The 14,664-nt window shown below is 70.3% G+C and carries 13 protein-coding genes; 3 read left to right on the top strand and 10 right to left on the bottom strand.

The genetic code is table 11. The features are described 5' to 3' along the window. Positions 1–41: 41 nt before the first annotated feature. Both ACIGJI_RS16085 and ACIGJI_RS16080 read left to right on the top strand, forming a co-directional pair. Entirely contained in the window at positions 42–656 is a 615-nt protein-coding gene (locus tag ACIGJI_RS16085; RefSeq protein WP_187661728.1) for a transcriptional regulator, read from the top strand. Further along, positions 653–871, top strand: coding sequence for a hypothetical protein (locus ACIGJI_RS16080; RefSeq protein WP_363447286.1), 219 nt, complete (start codon positions 653–655; stop codon positions 869–871). Before ACIGJI_RS16085 ends, ACIGJI_RS16080 begins: the two co-directional genes overlap by 4 nt. An 85-nt stretch (positions 872–956) precedes the next feature. Here the strand turns inward: ACIGJI_RS16080 and ACIGJI_RS16075 are convergent, their stop codons facing one another. Beyond that, complete coding sequence (locus tag ACIGJI_RS16075) at positions 957–1,166, bottom strand: hypothetical protein (RefSeq protein WP_025105004.1); 210 nt, start codon at positions 1,164–1,166, stop codon at positions 957–959. Beyond that, positions 1,166–3,760 carry a valine--tRNA ligase gene (gene valS / locus ACIGJI_RS16070; protein WP_363447284.1) on the bottom strand — a complete coding sequence of 865 codons (2,595 nt, stop codon included), beginning with the start codon at positions 3,758–3,760 and terminating at the stop codon, positions 1,166–1,168. The genes ACIGJI_RS16075 and valS overlap by 1 nt, the downstream gene beginning before the upstream one ends. A gap of 157 nt (positions 3,761–3,917) precedes the next feature. Here valS and ACIGJI_RS16065 point away from each other — a divergent pair, with 157 nt between their 5' ends. Beyond that, the gene (locus tag ACIGJI_RS16065) at positions 3,918–4,967 is read left to right on the top strand and encodes a P1 family peptidase (RefSeq protein ID WP_366244592.1); all 1,050 of its coding nucleotides are present in this window, start codon (positions 3,918–3,920) and stop codon (positions 4,965–4,967) included. 96 nt (positions 4,968–5,063) lie between these two features. On the opposite strand, the gene ACIGJI_RS16060 is transcribed toward ACIGJI_RS16065, so the two are convergent. From ACIGJI_RS16060 to ACIGJI_RS16025, 8 genes are all read right to left on the bottom strand, one after another. Continuing rightward, positions 5,064–5,876 carry a serine hydrolase gene (locus ACIGJI_RS16060; protein ID WP_363447280.1) on the bottom strand — a complete coding sequence of 271 codons (813 nt, stop codon included), beginning with the start codon at positions 5,874–5,876 and terminating at the stop codon, positions 5,064–5,066. Next, positions 5,873–6,706, bottom strand: coding sequence for a serine hydrolase (locus ACIGJI_RS16055; protein ID WP_363447278.1), 834 nt, complete (start codon positions 6,704–6,706; stop codon positions 5,873–5,875). The genes ACIGJI_RS16060 and ACIGJI_RS16055 overlap by 4 nt, the downstream gene beginning before the upstream one ends. After that, positions 6,703–7,665 carry an LD-carboxypeptidase gene (locus tag ACIGJI_RS16050; protein ID WP_363447276.1) on the bottom strand — a complete coding sequence of 321 codons (963 nt, stop codon included), beginning with the start codon at positions 7,663–7,665 and terminating at the stop codon, positions 6,703–6,705. The genes ACIGJI_RS16055 and ACIGJI_RS16050 overlap by 4 nt, the downstream gene beginning before the upstream one ends. Then, the gene (locus tag ACIGJI_RS16045) at positions 7,662–9,311 is read right to left on the bottom strand and encodes an ABC transporter ATP-binding protein (protein WP_363447273.1); all 1,650 of its coding nucleotides are present in this window, start codon (positions 9,309–9,311) and stop codon (positions 7,662–7,664) included. Before ACIGJI_RS16045 ends, ACIGJI_RS16050 begins: the two co-directional genes overlap by 4 nt. 1 nt (position 9,312) lies before the next feature. Further along, positions 9,313–10,227 (bottom strand): ABC transporter permease, encoded by a 915-nt coding sequence (locus ACIGJI_RS16040; RefSeq protein ID WP_082758500.1) that lies wholly within the window; start codon positions 10,225–10,227, stop codon positions 9,313–9,315. Then, on the bottom strand, positions 10,224–11,267 hold the full coding sequence (locus tag ACIGJI_RS16035; protein WP_363447270.1) for an ABC transporter permease: 1,044 nt from the start codon (positions 11,265–11,267) through the stop codon (positions 10,224–10,226). The genes ACIGJI_RS16040 and ACIGJI_RS16035 overlap by 4 nt, the downstream gene beginning before the upstream one ends. A gap of 72 nt (positions 11,268–11,339) precedes the next feature. Next, positions 11,340–13,145: an ABC transporter substrate-binding protein gene (locus ACIGJI_RS16030; RefSeq protein WP_280564029.1), complete on the bottom strand. Its 1,806-nt coding sequence runs from the start codon at positions 13,143–13,145 to the stop codon at positions 11,340–11,342. Positions 13,146–13,459: 314 nt separating this feature from the next. Continuing rightward, on the bottom strand, positions 13,460–14,608 hold the full coding sequence (locus ACIGJI_RS16025) for a M20 family metallopeptidase (RefSeq protein ID WP_187661719.1): 1,149 nt from the start codon (positions 14,606–14,608) through the stop codon (positions 13,460–13,462). Positions 14,609–14,664 lie beyond the last annotated feature (56 nt).

Genomic DNA, 14,664 nt, shown 5'->3' with positions numbered 1-14,664 from the left:
AAAGCTTGCAAAGAGTTGTTTGCAAGCGTAGCTTTGCATGCATGACGAACGAGACGCAGGTACGGACGCTGGATGCGGGAGCGCTCAAGGCGCTGGCGCATCCGCTGCGGGTCAAGATCTTCGATCTGCTCGCCTCTCGTGGTCCTCAGACGGCCAGCTCTCTCGCGGCCCTCGTCGGGGAGACCTCGGGATCCACCAGCTACCACCTCCGCGCGCTCGCCGCCCACGATCTCATCCGCGAAGTGGAAGGTCGTGGCACGGCGCGGGAGCGGTGGTGGGAGCGCCCGAAGGGCCGCATCGACGTGCCGGGACCGGACGAGCAGATGTCGCCGGCCAACCGTGCCGCGGCCCAGATCGTGACATCGGAGTTCTTCCGGCTCCGGCACGAGACGCTGATGCAGTACCTCAACCGCTCGGATGCCGACATCCCCGAGGGGTGGCGTGACGTGGGTCTGACCATCACCACGCACCTCGACATGACCGCGGAGCAGGCGATGTCGCTGCGGGCGGAACTGGAGGCCGTCGTGGAGAAGGCGATCGCGCAGTACCGCGGTCAGGAGGGCCCGGACGTGCGCCGTGTCTCCCTCCGTGCCGAGATCTTCGACCTCCCCACGCCTGGAGGCGCCGCCACGGCCGAGACGACGGACGCATCATGACCGCCGCCACCCTGCACCTCGTCAGTCCCACGCGGACGGAGCGCGGCCTGCTGCACCTCGCCGACCGGGTCACCGCCATGATCGAGCACCGGATCGAACGTCGTGCACAGCGGCGGACCCTCGCCCTCGACCTCCTCCGCGAACAGCAGGCCCGCCGGCATGACCCGCACGCCGTCGACCATCTCCTCGCGCAGCTCGGAGCCCCGCGCCGCTGACGCCGAGACCCCGGATACGCGTCGAGACCCCCTCCTATCCGCGTGGGGAGGAGGGGGTCTCGACGATGAAGCGGGGTCTCGGCGATCAGAAGGGGCGGGCGATGACCTCGCCGGAGGGGGTCTGGAGGACCTCCCAGCCGGCGTCGAGCTCCGCGATCGCGCGGCCCTCGAGCCAGGTGAGGGTCCAGTGGCCGGTGAGGCCCTGGGACTCGACCTCGGCGATCGCGGGGCGCAACGCCTCGGGGACGGACGCGGGGGGCTGCGCCCCCGTGGCCCAGCGCGTGCCGAGCTGCATCAGGAAGCCTCGACCGGGGCGAGCTCGATCGCGGTGACCGCGAACTCCTCCGCCTCGGAGATCTCGAGCTCGGCGATGCGGCCGACAGCGCGGAGGTCGTCCGCCGCGGCGCGCAAGGCCTCGACCTTCGCGGCGGGTGCGGCGATGGCGGCACGGGAGACCGGGGTCTTCTGCGACGCCTTCGCCTCGGTCTTCGCGCGCCGGATGCCGATGAGCGCCTCGCTGGCGGCGGCCAGCACGGCCGGGTCGCCCTCGATGCCGAGCTTCTCGGGCCACGCTGCGGTGTGCACGGAGCCCTCCTCGAACCACGACCAGGCCTCCTCCGTGGCGAAGGAGAGCACCGGTGCGAGCAGGCGGAGCAGCGTGGACAGCGCCAGACGCAGCGCGAGGGCGGCCGAGGCCTGGCCCACGTCGTTCTGGTTGTAGGCGCGCTCCTTCACGAGCTCCAGGTAGTCGTCGCAGAACGTCCAGAAGAACGCCTCGGTCAGCTCCAGCGCCCTGGCCGCGTCGTACCGGTCGAAGGCCGCAGTCGCCTCGGCCACCACGCCATCAAGCGCCGTGAGCATCGAGGCGTCGAGCGCGTGCGTCACCTGAGCGCCCTCGGGCACCGGGAACGACAGCACGAACTTGGCGGCGTTGAGCACCTTGATCGCCAGACGCCGACCGATCTTCACCTGGGTCGGGTTCTGCGGGTCGAAGGCCGCGTCCATGCCGAGGCGGCTGGAAGCCGCCCAGTACCGCACCGCGTCCGAGCCGTGGGCGTCGAGCACGTCAGCAGGGGTGACCACGTTGCCCTTCGACTTCGACATCTTCTTGCGGTCGGGGTCGACGATGAAGCCGGAGATGGCGGCGTTCTTCCATGGGGCACGGCCGTCTTCGAGCGTGGAGCGCAGCATGGTCGAGAAGAGCCAGGTGCGGATGATGTCCTGTCCCTGCGGGCGCAAGTCGAACGGCGCGGTGAGCTGCCACAGCTCCTCGTCGCGCTGCCAGCCGCCCGCGAGCTGCGGGGTCAGGGAGGATGTCGCCCAGGTGTCGAGGATGTCAGCCTCGGCGTCGAACCCGCCCGGCACGCCGCGCTGGGCCTCGGTGTAGCCCGCGGGGACGTCCGTGGTCGGGTCGATGGGCAGCGCGGCCGCGTCCGGGGTGAGCACGCGGTCGTAGTCGCGCTCGCCGTTCTCGTCCAGCGCGTACCAGAGCGGGATCGGCACGCCGAAGAAGCGCTGCCGGGACACGAGCCAGTCGCCGGTGAGACCGCCGACCCAGTTCTCGTAGCGGACCCGCATGAAGTCGGGGTGCCACGCCAGCTCGGTGCCGTGCGCGAGGAGCTGCTCGCGCAGCTCGCCGTCGCGGGCGCCGTTGCGGATGTACCACTGCCGGGTCGAGACGATCTCGAGCGGGCGGTCGCCCTTCTCGAAGAACTTCACGGCGTGCTGGAAGGACTTGCCGACGGCGGTCATGTCGCCGGTCTCCTGCAGCTTCTCGACGATCGCCTTGCGGGCGCTGAAGACGGTCTTGCCGGCCACGTTCTCCGCGTACCAGGCGCGGGCGTCGGCGTCGGCCACGATCGACGGGGCCTCGGGGAGGAAGCGGCCGTCGAGACCGATCGTCGTCATGTTCGGCAGGGACTCGCCGGCAGTGGTGCGCAGCTCGCGCCACCAGATGATGTCGGTCACGTCGCCGAAGGTGCAGACCATGGCGGCGCCGGTGCCCTTGTCGGGCTGGGCGAGGTGGTGGCCGTGGATCTCGATCTCGGCGCCGAAGTAGGGCGTACGGACCTTCGTGCCGATGAGGTGCTTGTGCGGTCCCTCGGGGTGGGTCACGATCGCGATGCACGCGGGGAGGAGCTCCGGGCGCGTGGTGTCGATCGCGATGGAACCGGAACCGTCCGCGAAGGGGAACTCGATCGTGTGGTACGCCGCCTGCTGGTCGCGGTCCTCGAGTTCGGCCTGCGCGATCGCGGAGCGGAAGTCGATGTCCCACAGCGTCGGTGCCAGGGCTTGATACGCCTCGCCGCGCTCGATGTTGCGGAGGAAGGCGAGCTGGCTCTGCCGGATCGTGTCGTCGGAGATGGTGCGGTAGGTCTGCGTCCAGTCCACGCTCAGCCCGAGCTGACGGAACAGCGCCTCGAACTGCTTCTCGTCCTCGATCGTGAGGCGCTCGCACAGCTCGATGAAGTTGCGACGGCTGATCGGCTGCTGGTCGGCGGCGCGGCTCGACTTGTTGTCGCCGCCCTCGAACGGCGGGGTGAAGTCGGCGTCGTAGGGGAGCGACGGGTCGCAGCGCACACCGTAGTAGTTCTGCACACGGCGCTCGGTGGGCAGGCCGTTGTCGTCCCAGCCCATCGGGTAGAACACGGTCTTGCCGCGCATGCGCTCGTACCGCGCCTTGACGTCGGTGTGCGTGTAGGAGAACACGTGACCGATGTGGAGGCTGCCGGAGGCGGTGGGCGGCGGGGTGTCGATCGAGTAGACGCCCTCACGGCCGAGCTCGGCGGCGCGCAGACGGTCGAACAGGTACGTACCCTGCTCCGCCCAGGCGGCGTCCCACTTCGCTTCGAGACCTTCGAGTGCGGGCTTGTCGGGAATGGCGGACATGGAGGTCTCCTCGAGCGATGTATGCGGCACTGTGTGAGCGTGCCTGAGTGTGGGTGGTGCCGCCCAGTCTACCGAGCGCACGGGACGGGCGCTCGACCCGGGGGAGCGTCCGGCGCGGCACTGCGGCCGGCCCCTCCGACGCTGGGAGGATCGGAGCATGACACCGCCGTCGTCCTCGTCCTCCCGTCCCCGTCTCGCCGACCTCGGGGTCCCGTCCGGCGCCTTCGCGCGCGGCCCGGCGAACGCCATCACCGATGTCCCCGGCGTGCGGGTGGGGCACGCCGCGCTGCATGGCGACGGTCTGCACACGGGAGTGACGGCCATCGTCCCCGATGCCCTCACCGCCGAGCGCCGCAGCCTTCCCGCGAACCTCTCGGTCGGCAACGGCTACGGCAAGCTCGTGGGTGCCACGCAGCTCCGCGAGCTCGGGGCTCTGGAGACGCCGATCCTGCTGACCTCGACGCTGTCCGTGTTCCGTGTCGCGGATGCGCTGCTCGGGCATCTGCTGGCGACGCCGGCGCACGCACGGACGACCACCCTGAACCCGGTGGTGGGCGAGACGAACGACGGGTTCCTCTCCGACATCCGCCAGCGCGCCGTGGGCGAGGAGCAGGTGACGGCGGCACTGGCCGCGGCGGCAGCGGGTCCGGTCGCGGAGGGGTGCGTCGGTGCCGGTGCCGGAACCGTCGCCCTCGGGTACAAGGGCGGCATCGGCACGGCGTCCCGTCTGGTCGATGTCGCGGGGAGCGCGTCCACGGTCGGGGCTCTCGTGCAGACGAATTTCAGCGGCACGTTGCGGATCGCGGGGGTGCCGCTGCCCGCGGAGGAGCTGCTCGCCGAGGAGCCGGCACAGCCCGTCGGCAACTCGTGCATGATCGTCGTCGCGACGGATGCGCCCGTCGACGGCCGTCAGCTCGGCCGGGTGGCCCACCGCGCCGTGTTCGCGATGCGGGGCGTGGGCGCCGACTACATACAGGGCAGCGGCGACTACGCGATCGCCTTTTCCGTGCACGACCCGGCGTCGGGCGGTCCTGCGGCGGATGACGACCTCTCGCCGCTCTTCGCCGCGACGATGGACGCTGTCGAGGAGGCGCTGATCAACTCGGTGCTCGCCGCGGAGACCACCGTGGGCCCCGAGGGGCGGACGGCGCACGCGGTGCCGATCGACCGGGTGCGGGAGCGTCTGGCTCGTGCCGGAGCCATCTGACCCGCGTTCACAACTCAGGAGAAACCGGGTCGGCGGCGCCGCGGGAGCGGCGCGTCGTACCGACCGACACCGGATGTCCTGAGTTGTGAACCGAGGTCAGTCGGCGAGCGCGGCCTGGATGCCCTCGCCGATGCGACGCATCGCGGCCAGCACCGGACCGCGTCCGTCGGCTCCTCTGTCCCAGTTGGCCAGCACGGCGTAGGCGATCCGGCGGGTGGGGGACATCGCGATCCCGGTGTCGGCGCGGACGCGGGAGATCGTGCCGGTCTTGTTCAGCACCCAGACGCCGCGGTCGAAGCCCCAGTGCGCGAGCGGGTCGAGGTCGAACGCCGAGGCGACCATCGACAGGTCCATGCCCGCGCCCAGCCAGCGGCGCAGCGTGTCGGCCGAGGCGGGGGAGAGGTCGGTGCCGTCGGCGAGCCGCGACATGAAGCGCACGAGTTCCGCGGCGTTCGCGTGCGACAGCGTGCGGGGTGCGCCGGGCGGGATCGGCCACCGCACGATGTCGTCGAGGGCGGAGGCGGTGTAGCCGAGCGCGCGGGTGTGGTCCTGCACGGTCGGGATGCCGATGACGCGACCCAGCGTGTTGGTCGCGGCGTTGTCGCTCACCGCTCCGATGAGAGCGGCCACGTCGTACAGCGACAGCTCGGATGCCTGGAGCAGGTACCAGAGACCGGAGTCCTCGATGGCCTCGACCGGCCGCCGGGTGACCCGGTCCTCGAGGGTGCGCGTGCCCGCGTCGACCTCGGTGAGGAGCCGGTGCAGGAGGAAGATCTTGCCCACGCTCGCGGTGTCCTGCACCGTCTCCGGGTCATGGCGCAGCAGCACCTCGCCCGAGTCGATGTCCTGGACGAGCACCGACCACACGGTGCCGTTCTCGTCGGGGAGCTCCACGTCGATAGCGCTCATGCGTCCTCCTCGTCCCGTGCACGCCCGGTCACGTGCGCACGGATGAGCTCGCCGACGGCGCGCATGCCGTCGAGCACGGGCGCCCGGAGGTCGGCCGCGGAGTCCTTCCAGTTCGCCGCCACCGCATACGCGACGGCGGCCTCCGGGCCCCGCAGCAGCCCGACGTCCACGCGGGCGAAGCCCACGCTGCCGGTCTTGTGGCGCAGGATCATCCCCTGATACTCGGCTTCGACGTGGGCGAGCGGATCGAGGAGGAAGGCATCGGCGGTCATCGACGTGTCGGTGTCGGAGGCGAGCCAGTCCAGCACCCGGGCGCTCACGCCAGGCGAGAACGCCTCGCCGGCGCCGAGACGGCGCATCACGTCGGACAGCTCGGCCGCGGTGCCGAACGACGGCGTCCAGGGCAGGTCGGGGGTGCGCTCGTTGCGGATGTAATCGTGCAGCGCGGTGTCGCGGTACCCGAGGGCCGGGGCGACGGCCCGCACCTCCTCCAGGCCGCAGAGATGGATCAGCGCGTTCGTGGCGAGGTTGTCGCTCACCGCACCGACGAGGAGCGCCGCGTCGTGCACCGTGATGCGCTGATCGTGCATGCGGTACAGCAGTCCGGAGTCCTCGACGCGGTGCTCGTCCGGGATCTCGATCCGGTCGTCCGCGGCGAGCGTGCCCGCCTCCAGCCGGCGCGCGACCTCGAGGAGCAGGAAGATCTTGCCGATGCTCGCGGTCTCGCACTGCCTGTGCGGCTCGTGCTCGGCCAGGGTCTCCCCGCCGCCGGCGTCGACGAGCCGGATCGACCAGGTGACACGGGGGTCGAGCGGCGGAAGAGCGATCATGGCCGTCCCACCGTGAGGCGGGGCTCGTCGCCGGTCGCGTCCAGCACCCCGTGGACACCGAGCGGGATGGTGAGGGCGTGCGGGTCGTGGCCGAAGCCCTGCTCCCACAGCACGGGGACGCCGGCGTCCTGGAACTCGTCCCGCATGAGCGCGTGGACCAGGTCGAGGTCGCCGCACTCATGCCAGGAGCCGAGCACGATGCCCGTCGCCTGCGCCAGACGGCCTGCCCGACGCAGCTGCGTCACGAAGCCGTCGAGGCGGTACGGCTCCTCGGTGATGTCCTCCAGGAAAAGGATGCCGGGGGCGGGGACGTCCGCCTCCGGGGCGCCGAGTCCGGCGGCGAGCAGACTGAGGTTGCCGCCCGTGAAGCGTCCCTCGGCGCGACCCGGCGTCATGATCTCGGTCTTCGGGCCGATGAGCTCCCGCCCCCGCCAGGGTTCGAAGAGCCAGCGCTGCACGTCGTCGCGCACCTGCTCCGAGTCGCGGAAGACGTTGTTGCCCGCCATCGGGCAGAAGAGCGTCGCGACGTCGAGATGCGCGCGCCACGTCTCGTGCAGGGCGGTCACATCGGACGAGCCCGTGAGGAGCTTCGGTCGTCCGTCCTTGCGCAGCGCGCCTCGGCGCATGTCGGCCCAGTCGATGCCGTCGAGGAGGCGCAGGGCCCCGTAGCCGCCTCGGGCCGTGACGACGGCGTCCACCTCGGGATCGAGCCAGGCGTCGACGAGGTCGGCGCGGCGGAGCTCGTCCGGCCCCGCAAGGTACGACGCGCGCGGGTGCGGCGTGAGGACATGCTCTCCCACCCGGACCTTCAGGCCCCAGGACTCGTAGTAGCCGACGGCGCGCTGGGTGTTCTCCTCGTTACCGGGACCGGAGGGCGAGACGATCGCCACGGTGTCGCCGGGCTGCAGGGGCGCTGTGTCGAGATAGGGCGACACCGCCGCCTCCGTCGTGACGCTCATGCCGTCTTCTCCTCGATGCGCGGCGCCGCGGACAGCAGGTGCCTGGTGTACTCGTGCTGCGGGTTCAGCAGCACCTCTTCGGTGGGGCCGTGCTCGACGATCTGCCCGTGGTACATCACCGCGACGGTGTGGGCGATGTTCCAGGCGAGACCGAGGTCGTGCGTGATGACGAGGGCGGAGAGCCCGAGGCGGCGGCGCAGCTCCAGCAGGAGTCCGAGGATCTCCCCGCGCACGGACGCGTCGAGCGAGGCGACGGGCTCGTCCGCGATGAGCATCTGCGGCTGCACGGCGAGGGCCCCCGCGATGACGACGCGCTGCCTCTGCCCGCCGCTGAGCTCCTGCGGGATGGCGCCGAAGTAGCGCTCCGGCGGGGTGAGTTCCGCGTCGGCGAGGCTCTGCGCCACGCGTTCGCGCTCGTCGCCGGGGAAGCGCTGCACACGCAGCCCCTCGGCGACGGACTCGTACACGCTGTGCTTCGGGTTCAGCGCGGCCCACGGGTCCTGCAGCACGAGCTGCACCTGCGAGCGGAATCGCGCGAGGTCGCGTCCTTTCGACGGAAGGGGTGCGCCGTCGAAGCGGATCTGCGACCCCGGGTCGGCAGGCTGCAAGCCCATCAGCGCGCGGGCGAGGGTCGACTTGCCCGAGCCGGACTGGCCGACGAGCGCCACGATCTCGCCTTTGCGCACGGAGAGGTCGACATCGCGGACCGCGTGCACCGGGCGTCCGCCAGAGCGGTAGGTGACGTTGACGCCGCGCGCCTCGAGCAGCACCTCGTCGCCGTGCGTGATCTCCGGCACCTCGTCCGCGCCACGACCGTGCCGGGTCACCGGGGCCATCCGCGAGGCCGGGTCGCCGATCGTGGGGAAGGCGTCGGCGAGCTGACGCGTGTACGCCTCCTGCGGGGTGGTGCAGACGGCGTAGCTCTCGCCGACCTCTACCAGCTCCCCGTCGCGCATGATGGCGATCCGGTCGCACGCCGTGGCGAGCACCGACAGGTCGTGGCTGATCATGAGCATCGAGATGCCGCGCTCGGCCACGAGCCGGGAGATCATGTCGAGGATCTGCTTCTGCACGATCACGTCGAGCGCGGTGGTCGGCTCGTCCGCGATGATGACCTCGGGATCGCAGGCGAGGGCCATAGCGATCATCACGCGCTGCTTCTGGCCGCCGGAGAGCTCATGCGGGTACGACTCGCTCTTCTGCTGCGGCAGGTCGACGATGTCGAGCAGTTCGCGCACGCGTTCTCTGCGTGCCTTCTCGCCCTTCCAACGCTCCGAGGCGTGCAGCTCGAGCGCCTCCAGGAGCTGCCAGCCGACGGTGCGCACCGGGTTGAGCGAGTGCATCGCGCCCTGGAACACGATGGACGTCTGCGCCCAGCGCACGGCGCGCAGCTGCCCGAAGGACAACGAGGCGACATCCTCGTCGCCCAGCAGCACACGGCCGCTGAGACGTGCGTTGCGCGGCAGGAGCCGGAGCACGCTCATGGCGAGCGTGGACTTGCCGGAGCCTGACTCGCCGGCGATGCCGAGGGTCTGCCCTGCCGGGAGGGTGAGCGAGACGTTGCGCACGGCCGCCACCTCGTCCCGACCGGACCGCCCGGAGGTGCGGTACGTGATGGAGACGTCGTCGAAGATCAGGTCGGGCATCTCAGCGGCTCCTCAGCGTCGGGTTGGTGATGTTCTCGACGGCACGGCCCATCAGGGTGAACGACAGCACGACGAGGACGATGGCGATGCCGGGCACGAGCACGTACCACCAGTAGCCGCTGGTCGCCGCGGAGACGTCCATCGCGTTCTTCAGGATCGAGCCCCAGGACTGCAGCGTGGTGTCGCCGAGGCCGAGGAACGCCAGGGTGGATTCGGAGATGATCGCCGAGCCGACCGTGAGCGTCGTGTTGGCGAGCACGAGCGGCAGCACCCCGGGGAGGAGGTGCTTCATGATGATGTGCCAGTGCCCGGCGCCGAGGGCCCGCGAGCGTTCGATGTAGTCGCGCGACTCCACGGAGAGGGTCTGCGCGCGGACGACGCGGGCGGTACCGGCCCACGAGGTCAGGCCGATCGCGATGATGATGGTCCAGACGCCGCGGCTCAGCACCGACGACAGCACGATCGCGAGGATCAGCGACGGCAGCACGAGGAAGAAGTCGATGATGCGCATCATCAGCCCGCCGAAGAAGCCGGTGAAGTGGCCCGCCGAGAGGCCGACGAGAGTGCCGATGATCATCGACATCGCCGTGGCGGCGAGGCCGACGAGCAGGGACACCCTGGCGCCCCACACCATGCGGACCCAGATCTCGCGACCCTGATGATCGGTGCCGAGGGGATGCTCCCAGGACGGCGGGGCGAAGCGCTGCACGTCGACGAGTTTCGTGACGTCGAGCATGCTGGCGGGGGCGATCACGGGGGCGAAGATCGCGATGAGCGCGACGATCACGAGGAAGACGAGGCCCACCATGCCCGCCCGGTGCTGGGCGAACTGCCGGCAGAAGTCGACGAACGCGGTGCCGCGGCGGTGCCACGCCAGAGCACGGGGGGAACGGATGGTCGGGGATGCCGTGGTCATGCGCGCCTCACCCTCGGGTCGAGCTGACGATAGATGAGGTCCGCGATGAGGTTCATCGCGATGATGATCGTGGAGAACACCACGAAGGTGCCCTGCAGGAGCGGGAGGTCGGGTCCGGAGATGGCCTCGAAGGTCAGCTTCCCGAGCCCGGGCCAGGAGAACACCGTCTCCACCGTGACCGCCCCGGCGATGAGGCCGCCGATGTGCATGAAGACGAGCGTCACGGTCGGCAGCAGGGCGTTGGGGACGGCGTGCCGACGCCGGACGAGGTCTTCCCTGAGGCCCTTGGCCCGCGCGGTCGTGAGGTAGTCGGCGCCCATCTCCTCGAGGAGCGAGCTGCGCATCACCATCAGGTACTGCGCGTAGACGACCGCGACCATCGTGATGACCGGGAGCACCATGTGCGAGATCACGTCCAGGACCGCGCCGACCGGATCGGTGGGCGGGTTGGGGGAGACCATGCCTCCGGTCGGGAACCAGTGCAGCGTGCCGCCGAAGATCATCAGGAGCAGCAGCGCCAGCCAGAAGGTCGGTACCGACCAGAACACGAGCGAGGTGCCGGAGACGATGCGGTCGAAGGTGGAGCCGTGCTTCCAGGCCGCCTTCTGCCCGAGCCAGAGACCGAGCGCGATCGCGATGATCGCCGCCGTGCCGGTGAGGAGGATCGTGTTCCAGAAGTACTGGCCGATGAGCTCGGACACGGAGGTGCGGTAGACGTAGCTCGTGCCGAAGTTCAGGGTGAACACGTTGCCGAGGTAGTCGACGAACTGCTGCCACAGGGGCTTGTTCAGGCCGAGCTGCTCGCGTAGCTGGCCGGCCTGCTCGGCGCTCATGCCGCGCTCACGGGCGATCGAGGCGACCGGATCGCCCGGCAGGATCTTGAAGGCGAAGAATCCGAGGAGGATCACCATCGCCAGGCTGATGGCCGCGCCGCCGAGCTTGACCAGGAAGTAGCGGAGGGCGCCGACGCCCTTCGGCTGCTCCTCGGCCGCGGCGCTCGTCGCGATGGCGGAGGTGGACGGGGGAACCGCGTTGGACATGGGGGTCTCCTTACAGCGGACCGGAAGACGCCGCGGGGGCGGAAGCCCGCCACCCGCGGCGTCTCGCCGGACTCATTCGACGTCGGCGATGTTGCGGCGACGGATCAGGAAGAAGATGAGTCCTCCGATCAGGACCACCCCCACCACGACGCCTCCGATGATGAGTCCGGTGTTCGTGCCGGTGCCGCCGGCGGTCGCCCCCTCGACGGGCTCGACGGTCAGGTAGCCCCAGTAGCCGGCCTGGTTGGCGATGATGCCGCCGTCCTTCGGCTGCAGGGTGAAGCCTGTGAAGCGGTCGGAGCGGTAGGCCTCCAGCGAGTTGGCGTACCAGGTCGCGACCTGCGCGGTGTCGGTGTAGTTCAGCGCGAGCATGTCGTGCACGATCTCCTGGCGCTTCTCCGGGTCGATCTCGGACCGCTGCGCGGCGTACATCTCGTCGAACTCCGGGTTGCAGTACCCGTCCTGCGTGGTGCCGCCGGTGCCGTCGGTCGCGGTCGGCAGGTTCATGCAGGTGTTGATGCCCAGCTGGTAGTCGGGGTCGGGATTGACCGACCAGCCGCTGAAGTACAGGTCGTAGTCGCCGGACGTGGCCTTCGCGCTGATCGTGTCGGAGTCGGTGGACTCGACCGTGATCTCGATCCCGATGTCCTTCATCCACGGGACGAAGAAGTCGGAGATGGACTGCTCGTTGGCATCGTCCGCATCCGTCAGCAGGCGCAGGCTCAGGCGCTGACCGTCCTTCTCGCGGATGCCGTCCGCGCCGGGAACCCAGCCGGCCTCGTCGAGCTTCGCCTGTGCGGCCTCGGGGTCGAAGCCGACGATCACGTCGTCGTCGTCGGAGAGGTGCCACTTCGGGAAGGACGCCGGGATGAAGCTCGTGGCGAGCGTGCCCTCGCCGTCCAGCACCTTGTCGAGCAGGGTGGCCGTGTCGGTGCCGAGGCGGATGGCCTGGCGGACCTCGAGCTCCTTCAGCGCGGCGTTGCCGGTGCCGTAGGGCACGTTGTCGCGCGTCTGCTGACCGACGTTGATGCTGATCGAGTGGTAGCGGCGGCCCTCGCCGGAGTGTGTGGTGACGCCGTCGACGCCGTCGAGCGCCGAGAACTGCGTCGGGGTGAGGCCGGTGACGAGGTCGACGTCGCCCGCCTTGAGCGCCTGCACCTGGGCGTCGGAGTTCGTGTAGTACACGTACTGGATCGCGTCGATCTTGGGGGCGCCGCGCCAGAAGTTCTCATTCGCCTTCAGCACGATGGACTGGTTGGCCGAGTAGCTGTCGAGGACGAACGGACCGGAGCCGACGACGTCGGCGTCGTTGGTGAAGGTGGTGGGGTCGTCGACCGCCTCCCAGATGTGCTTCGGGACGATCGGGATCTCCGAGCCGGGGTTCGGGGCCTGCGGCGTCTTCAGGGTGATCACGACGGTCTTGTCGTCGGGGGTCTCGACGGTGTCGAAGTTCGAGACGAGGTTGCCGTTGGCGGTGCCGAGGGCGGGGACCGTCATCATCTGGTCGTACGTGTACTTCACATCGGCGGAGGTGATGGGCTCACCGTCCGACCAGACGAGGTCGTCCTGGAGGGTGAAGGTCCACGTCTGGCCGCCGTCCGTCGCCTCCCAGGAGTCCGCGAGGCCCTTCGTGGGGGAGCCGTCCTCGGCGTCGTTCTGCACGAGCGACTCGTAGACGTACCGGATGATGTTCGTCGGCGTCAGATAGATCGAGATGAACGGGTTGAACGTGTCCACGAATCCGGAGGTGGCGATCCGGAGCGTCGTCTCGGACGCCGGGGACTCGGTGGCCGCGCTGACGGACTGCGCCTGGGCGGCACCGACCGGAGCGGCGATGAGGAGCGCGGAGGCGATCGCGGCGGCGGTCAGACTTCGCACGGTTCTGGAGCGGGGGGCAAGACGCATGGAAGGTCCCTTCGGGCGCCGCCCGGATCCACAGTGAAGCCGGGTCGGTGCTGACCATGCAAGCGGAAGACGGCCGCGCGGTCAAGACATTCGATGCGTATCGCGGAAGAAAAGTGCCGACACCCGGAAAGATCGCCGGCCGTCGAGGGGGTGTAACACGGCGGAAACACGCGGATGCCAGGATGCGCCGGGAGAGATCGCCGAGGCGGACGGTAGTCACACGTCCCAGACATCCGGAACGTATCCCGGGTCGGTTCCGCTCGGGCGCGGGAACCGGAATCGTATCGTCACTCCGTCGGGATGGTGAGCACGGCGCGCAGGAGCGCGATGCGTTCGTGCAGGGAGGAACGCAGGAAGTGCTCGTCCACCGCGTGCGCGCCGCCACCCCGCGGGCCGAAGCCGTCGACCGTCGGGAGCCCGCGGCCGCCGAGGAGGTTGGTGTCGCCCGCGCCGGCCGCGGGGCGGCCGTCGACGTGCTGGCCGAGCGCGGCCCCTTCCTCGGCGATCCGCGCGAGGAAGGTGGCGTCCGCCGCGGAGGCACGCCAGGCGGGTCGGGCGCTGAGCACGGCGACCTCGACGTGGGCGCCAGGGCGCACGGGGGTCAGACCGCGGAGAGCGGCGAGGACGCGCTCCTCGGAGTCCGGGTCGAGGAAGCGGAGTCCTATCTCGGCCGCGGCCTGCGCCGGCACCACGTTGGTGCGCGCCCCGCCGTCGATGACCCCGACGTTGCAGAGCACCGGGCTCGGCAGATCCGGGTCGGCGACGATCGCGCGGACCCGCAGGAGCTGGTCGACGAGTTCGTCGATCGCCGAGACGCCGTGCTCCGGGTCGAGCGCGGCGTGGGCCGCACGTCCGGTGACGGCGATGCGCACCCGGGCACTGCCGCGGCGGCCGACCTTGAGGGCGCCGTCGGGATGCGGGGACTCGAACCCGATGGCGCAGGCCGCACCTCGAGCCCGCTCCGCGAGCAGGGGGCCCGAGACCGGCGAGCCGATCTCCTCGTCCGCGACCAGCACGATCCGCACCGCGCGCCGCTGTGCGAGCGGCAGGGGCTGCAGGCGGCGCAGCGTCTCCAGCATCACGACGATGCCGGCTTTCATGTCGTAGGAGCCGGGGCCGCGCACGACATCGCCCTCCTCGCTCCATGGCAGGTCGTCCGCCAGCGTGCCGACCGGCCACACGGTGTCGGTGTGGCCGATGAGGAGCACCGGGTCTCCGGTGCCGGGGACGTCGATGACGAGGTCTGTCCCGAGCTCGTGCGGGACCCGCTGGACGGTGCCGCCGACGCCGGCGAACCACGCGGACAGCAGGTCGGCGATACGGCCGCTCGCCTCGACGTCGCGGCTCGGCGTCTCGAGCAGCACGAGTTCGCGCACGAGTGCGATGATGTCGTCGGAAGGATGGTCCGCGTCGCGCACTGCCGAAGGAGTCGTCACGGTTACGAACCGTATCTTGCCCCTTGATCACCCCGCAACCCGCCGATAGCATCGCT

The sequence above is a fragment of the Microbacterium sp. NPDC064978 genome (assembly GCF_044543605.1).
Classification (GTDB): domain Bacteria; phylum Actinomycetota; class Actinomycetes; order Actinomycetales; family Microbacteriaceae; genus Microbacterium; species Microbacterium meiriae.
This window is presented reverse-complemented; position numbering and strand designations above follow the sequence as displayed.